This is a genomic window from Nocardia sp. NPDC050799 (assembly GCF_040654015.1).
GTDB lineage: Bacteria > Actinomycetota > Actinomycetes > Mycobacteriales > Mycobacteriaceae > Nocardia.
In genome coordinates, this window is the sequence record NZ_JBFAHF010000001.1 from 390,085 (window position 1) to 395,858 (window position 5,774).

Here is a 5,774-nt window from a genome sequence, read left to right on the forward strand (position 1 = left end):
TCTACCTTCGTCCGAAACCGATACCGCTGGATGCCCCTACTCCGTTCACGGTCCGACCGGTGCCCCACCTCGAGTTGCTCTGTACACCGAGGAGTATGCCGCCGACCCACATCGTGTATTCGCCCAGATGCGTGATCGGTATGGAACGCTCGCGCCGGTGGAGCTGGCCCCGGGCATTCCGGCCACGCTGGTGCTCGGATACCACACCGCGATCGATATCTTCAACGACCCCGAGCATTTTCCGGCCGACGCGCGGTCGTGGGAGAAGACCGTTCCTGCCGACCACCCGCTCATGCCCATGATGGCATGGCGTCCCAATGTGATGCGTAGCACCGGACGGGAACATGCCCGGTACCGGCAGGCGATCACCGCCGCTCTCGACGGGGTCGATCTGTTCTCCATGCACCAGAATGTCGAAGAGGTTGCGGCGCCGCTGATCAACGGCTTCTGTATGGACGGCCGCGCCGAGGTGATCGGTCAGTACGCCTTCCCGCTGACCTTCCAGGTGCTCAACGCCATGCTGGGTTGCCCGGCGGATCTGGGGCAGCAGATCGCCGCCGGGATGGCCGATATGTTCGAAGGCGGCGCCGCCGCCACCGACGCGGATGCCAGGATCAACGAAGCATTGCTGGAACTGGTCGCACTCAAACGCGCCGAACCCGGCCGCGACATCACCTCTCGGCTGGTGGGTCATTCGGCCGGGCTCGGGGATGCGGAGATGGTGCACCAATTGGCCGTGCTCTACGGGGCGGGGATCGAGCCGCTGACCAATCTGACGGTCAACACCCTGCTTCTCATGATCACCGACCCGCGATTCACCGGCACCGCGTCACCCGGCGCGGCCCCGACGACCCGGGACGCACTGAACGAACTGCTGTACACCGATCCGCCGATGGCGAACTACTGCCTCAGCTACCCGAGGCAGCCGATGATGCGGGACGGAGTCTGGTTGCCCGCCGATCAGCCGGTTGTCATCGGCATGTCGGCGTGCAACAACGATCCGGTGATCCACTCGGGCCAGTACACCGACAACAACGCGCATCTCGCATGGGGTGCCGGCCCGCACGCCTGCCCCGCCAAGTCGATCGCCTATATGGTCGCCCAGAACGCGATCGATCAGTTGCTCGACGCGCTCCCCGAAATGCGGCTCGCCTGCTCGGTCGACGAACTGCGCTGGCGACCGGGACCTTTCCATCGCGCGCTCTCCGCGATGCCCGTGGAGTTTCCCTCCTCGCCACCGCTCGGTCTGTGACATCGTCGCGGTGCAGTCACGTGCGGCTGCACCGCGGTGATCCGCGCCGGCGCCGGCATGCCGTGTCTCGGTCTTGCTGCCGGAGTGTTTAAAATCTCTTCATCGAATGCCGTTGCGCCGTAGTTTGTCCGGCGAAATAGTCATGGCTCGCCAAGAGTGTCAGTCATAGCGTGGAACGATCACGCTGTATCAGGGTTTGTCCTAGAATCATTCGTAGCGCTAACGAGCCCAGAACCCAAGACCGCTCCGTATCCGCATTCTCGCCAACCCTCTGCCGATTCGCTGGATCGGCAGCACACCGGGAGCACTGTCGATTCTCGATATGTGCGACTCGCCGGTGACATCCAGCAGCGCGCAAACCCCTGCCGCATCGCACCGAGGAGGATGTCGTGTCTCAGCCCGTTTTCCTGGACGTCAGGCCAAGCAAGGAACGCATTTTAACCAGAGCATTCGAACTCGCGCAAGAGGATCCGGCATTGGCGGAGCGTTTGTTGCGCGTGAACGAAGTGGCCCGAGGTATTCGAACGGTGGAGGTCTGGGTTACCGACGCCTGTAATCTGCGGTGCAAGGGCTGCTGGTTCTTCGAACACGATATGGACAAGCAGAGCGTCGAGATTCGTGATCTGGACACGATCCGCGCGTTCGCCGAAGACCTGCGCGATTCCAAGAAGATCACCAGTACCTTACTGATCGGCGGTGAGCCGGCGCTGGTCCTGGATCGAGTCCGCGTGTTCGCGGAGACGATCCGCAATGTCACCGTGGTGACGAACGGTACGCGGCCGATACCCTATGACGGGCTGGAAGATCTCGCCATCGCGGTCTCCCTGTGGGGCGGTGGACCGGTGGACGACGAGTTGCGTGGTCACGGGCCCAACGGCCGGCGGATGAGCGGGTTGTTCGGCAAGGCGCTGCGCACGTATGCCGGCGACCCGCGGGCCACCTGGGTCTACACGCTCAGCGAGGCCGGGATGCCGTACCTCGAACGAACCGTCGAGGCCATCGCCGCCAACGGCAACCAGATCAACTTCGGGTATTACAGCGACAACGGCACCGATCCCACTGCGCGACTACACAATGAGGAGCGGGCGATCGAGGAAATGACTCGCATGCGCGAGACCTACCCGGACACCGTCATCGGCGACCCCTACTACTTCCGCACGCTGGTGACCGGCCGTACGCATTGGGGTACCTTCGGCGCGGAGACCTGCCCCAGCATCAGCAACGATCACCCGGCGCATGCCCGGCGCCTGACCGAGGGGCATCCGATCGTCGGCCGCTTCAACGCGTACCGGTCCGACCACAGCGTGCAGTACTGCGCCACCACCGGAGACTGCGACAACTGCCGGGACAGTCAGGCCGTGTGGAGCTGGCTGCTGGTCAACATGCACCGCTTCCTCGGCGATCGCGATCGGCTGAACACCTGGGTGACGTTGGCGGAGAACTTCTATCGCCAGTACTACTGGTCCGGTTACCATCCCGCCCGGCAGGCATCACCAGCCGAATCGGCAGTCGGTGCCTAGAGAAGGCGATATCCGACCATGGCAACAATGTCTCTGGAGAAGGCGCGGCTCTTCTCGGATGTCCTTCGCGGTGACCCCGGCGCCCGGATCCTCTGGGCCCCGCCGGGGGTCGACCGGCATCGACAATACGAGAAGGTTCGCGCCCGAGGTGCTCTGGCGAGCAGCCGTCGCGGACTGCTGTTCACCGCCGCCTATGGCTCGAGCCAGCAGGTGCTCACCGGCCGCGACTTCGGCCCGGCGCCCATCGGGGCGTCGGCCCGGCGCCGTAACGCGGCCGGTGATATCACGCTGGTGCATCCAGTCGACGATTCATTTCTGAAGCTGGAACCGCCGCGGCACACGGAGCTGCGATCCCTGGTCGCCCCCGTGTTCCACCGGCGCGCACTCGCCGACCTCGGCCCCCGGATCGAAAAGATCGTCGGGCACTGTCTGAACGAGCTTCCTCGCGATCGGGTCACGGACCTGATCACGAACTATGCCGAAGCAGTTCCCATGGCGATGATCTCGCATATCCTCGGGCTCCCGGATACCGAGGCCCCGCGCTTCGCCGCCTGGGGAAACGTGCTCGCCTCATTGCTGGACGGCGCCAGAACAGCGGAGGAACGGCAGCGTTCCCGTGCCCTCGTCAGCGAGATGACAGCGTACTTCAGGGATCGCCTGACCCACGCCGACCCGGAGGGTCCCGGGCTCATCGCCGGTCTGGCGCAGCAATGCCCGGCCCAGCTGAGCCTGCGTGAGGCCATCGCCACGTGCAGCATGCTGCTGGTCGGCGGCTTCGGCACCACCACGCATCTGCTCGGAAACACTCTGCACACGCTGCTGCGGCAGCCGCACCTGCGCCCGGCCGACGGCGATTACACGGCGGTGATCGAAGAGTCCCTCCGCTACGACACCCCCGTCCAGTACGTCGTCCGGGTCGCCAAGACCGAGACCCGGCTCGCCGGACGGCCCATCACCGCGGGAACGCCGATCGTGGTGCTTCTGGCCGCGGCGAATCGTGATCCGGAAATCTTCGCCGACCCACACGTATTCGACCCCTTACGCCGGGAGCCTCATCGCCACCTCACCTTCGGTGCGGGGATCCACTTCTGTATCGGCGCCGCGCTGGCCCGTGCGGAAGCGGCTATCGCTGTCCGATGTTTCTTCGAACGCTATCCGCACGCGCACGTCGCGGGGAAGACGGCGCCGCTGCGTTCCCGCACGCTCCACGGGTTGCGCCGGCTGCCCGTCATCCTCGAGGAGTGATGGTGCGGGTTTTTGCTGCGCCGTGGCGAGCCGCCGGAGCGGGCGCCGTCGCGGCATTCGAGGCACCGCCTCGGCCGGTGAACTTCCGGCACTGGTCGGGACCGTCGATGCCGCGCGGGTCAGTTCGGTCGCCATAGTGACCTCTATGGCGATCCGATCGTCGGGATGTTCACCTGCTGCTCCCCGGTGTCGTCGAGATCGGTTCTCGTGGTCCGGTCCACCACGGCAGCCGGTGTACCGGTGCGCCGGAGAGTGCGGCGTCGGCGTGATGTCGACCGAGTTCGATGGATGCTTCGATGAATTCGCGGTCGAAGTACAGGTAGCTGAACAGATCGCCGCGGCGTGGGCCGTCGCCGCTCAACGCGCGCCCCAGCATCCGTAACTCCGCCCGCCGCAGCGTCGACACGATTCCGCTCTGATGACGGCGTTGATCGGCGAAAACCTCCTCGGCGAGGTTTCCCAGGGTCGCTCGCGTGGGCGGCGTGAGAGGGAGGAAGGGGATGATCTTCTTCGGCCGCTCGGTCGTGGTGGCGGATACGGTCGAGGCCACCAACGAGTTGACCTTGGCCAGCGTGCGCACATCCTCGATCATCCGGTCGACCAGCGCGGCATCCATCAACCGCACGATGACATCGTCCACGTCGGGTGGCAGGTTGTTCGCTGCTGTCGGCGGTGGGGAATCGACTACGGGGTGGGTCGCCACGACCACGATCGCATCGGTGCCCAGCGCGATCGCGGGTTTGAGTGGCGCGTTGAGTCGTATTCCCCCGTCCAGATACCAACCGGCCCACTGCGGCGGGGCGCTGACGCGTACGGGTGGGAACACGACCGGAATCGCCGCCGAGGCGAGCACATGCTCGGCCGTGATCTCTGCGGCCACGTAATCGATCGGCCGTTCATCGTCGGATGGCGGCAGCGGTGCGGTGTCGGCGCGGTCGACGAACACCACGGTGCGATTGTCCGTACCGGATGTCGCGACCACAGCCAACGTGGCCCGCCCTTCGGCGATATTGCGGCGCAGCATATTCCAATCGACGGCAGTGCGGGCCGTGTGGTGCAGGGGCGAAGTATCGAGCAGATCGGTCAGTTGTACTCCCGGTATACCCAGCAGCTGACCGGCAGTGCGGCCGACGAGGCGCGGCAGGCCGATGACCGGGGACCGGAACACGTCGCGGACGGTGATGTCGCGCCACACCTGCAGCGCCCGCTCGGCCTGCTCGTCCGGCGGTAGATGGGACAGGGCGGCGAAAACCGTCGCATTGATGGCTCCGGCGCTGGTGCCGACGAACCGCACCGTGTCCACACCCGCGCTGCGCAGGCGCGGCACCAGGACCGAGAGCACACCGGCCTCGTAGCCACCGCGTGCTCCCGCACCCGCCACGACGACGCTCACCCGGCGGGCCGGGGTACCGGACCGGTCGATCATCAGTGACCTCCTGTGCTCCAGTGCAATGCCTGTCCAGCAGCGCGTCGGGAAATCCGTGCCGCATTCCCAGAGGTGCATTCCCGGGTCCGGGAGCGTCGCCGACGCCGGAGCCGGGTACCGATCGCCTGCCAGGATATGAGCAATTCACCTCATGAGCCGTCAGGGAACGGCCCCGCGCGTCGGGCCGGTGCCCTCCTTGGCGTCGATCGGCGACTGCCACGACAACGCTTCATCGATTCGATTCGATTCGATTCGATTCGAGGCCGAGCAGCGGCCGCCGCGGGTCCGGACCCTTGGTCTCGACCGCGGAACCGCCAGGCGCGGGCGAGGT

The 5,774-nt window shown here is 65.8% G+C and carries 4 protein-coding genes; 3 read left to right on the top strand and 1 reads right to left on the bottom strand.

Annotated elements, in window-relative coordinates:
- The first annotated feature begins 127 nt into the window (after nt 1-127).
- The 3 genes from AB0H42_RS01920 (at nt 128) to AB0H42_RS01930 (ending at nt 4,017) form a co-directional block, all read left to right on the top strand.
- Nucleotides 128-1,252, top strand: a complete 1,125-nt coding sequence (locus tag AB0H42_RS01920) for a cytochrome P450 (protein WP_357048300.1) — start codon at nt 128-130, stop codon at nt 1,250-1,252.
- Between the two features lie 389 nt (nt 1,253-1,641).
- The gene (locus AB0H42_RS01925) at nt 1,642-2,772 is read left to right on the top strand and encodes a radical SAM protein (protein WP_357048304.1); all 1,131 of its coding nucleotides are present in this window, start codon (nt 1,642-1,644) and stop codon (nt 2,770-2,772) included.
- 27 nt (nt 2,773-2,799) lie between these two features.
- Nucleotides 2,800-4,017, top strand: coding sequence for a cytochrome P450 (locus tag AB0H42_RS01930; RefSeq protein WP_357048307.1), 1,218 nt, complete (start codon nt 2,800-2,802; stop codon nt 4,015-4,017).
- Between the two features lie 169 nt (nt 4,018-4,186).
- On the opposite strand, the gene AB0H42_RS01935 is transcribed toward AB0H42_RS01930, so the two are convergent.
- Complete coding sequence (locus AB0H42_RS01935) at nt 4,187-5,443, bottom strand: patatin-like phospholipase family protein (protein ID WP_357048310.1); 1,257 nt, start codon at nt 5,441-5,443, stop codon at nt 4,187-4,189.
- Nucleotides 5,444-5,774: the final 331 nt, after the last annotated feature.

Excerpts from the sequence above, each read along its gene's own strand:
- AB0H42_RS01935 (WP_357048310.1), bottom strand. The coding sequence starts at position 5,443 with ATGATCGACCGGTCCGGTACCCCGGCCCGCCGGGTGAGCGTCGTCGTG.
- AB0H42_RS01930 (WP_357048307.1), top strand. The coding sequence starts at position 2,800 with ATGTCTCTGGAGAAGGCGCGGCTCTTCTCGGATGTCCTTCGCGGTGAC.
- AB0H42_RS01920 (WP_357048300.1), top strand. The coding sequence starts at position 128 with ATGCGTGATCGGTATGGAACGCTCGCGCCGGTGGAGCTGGCCCCGGGC.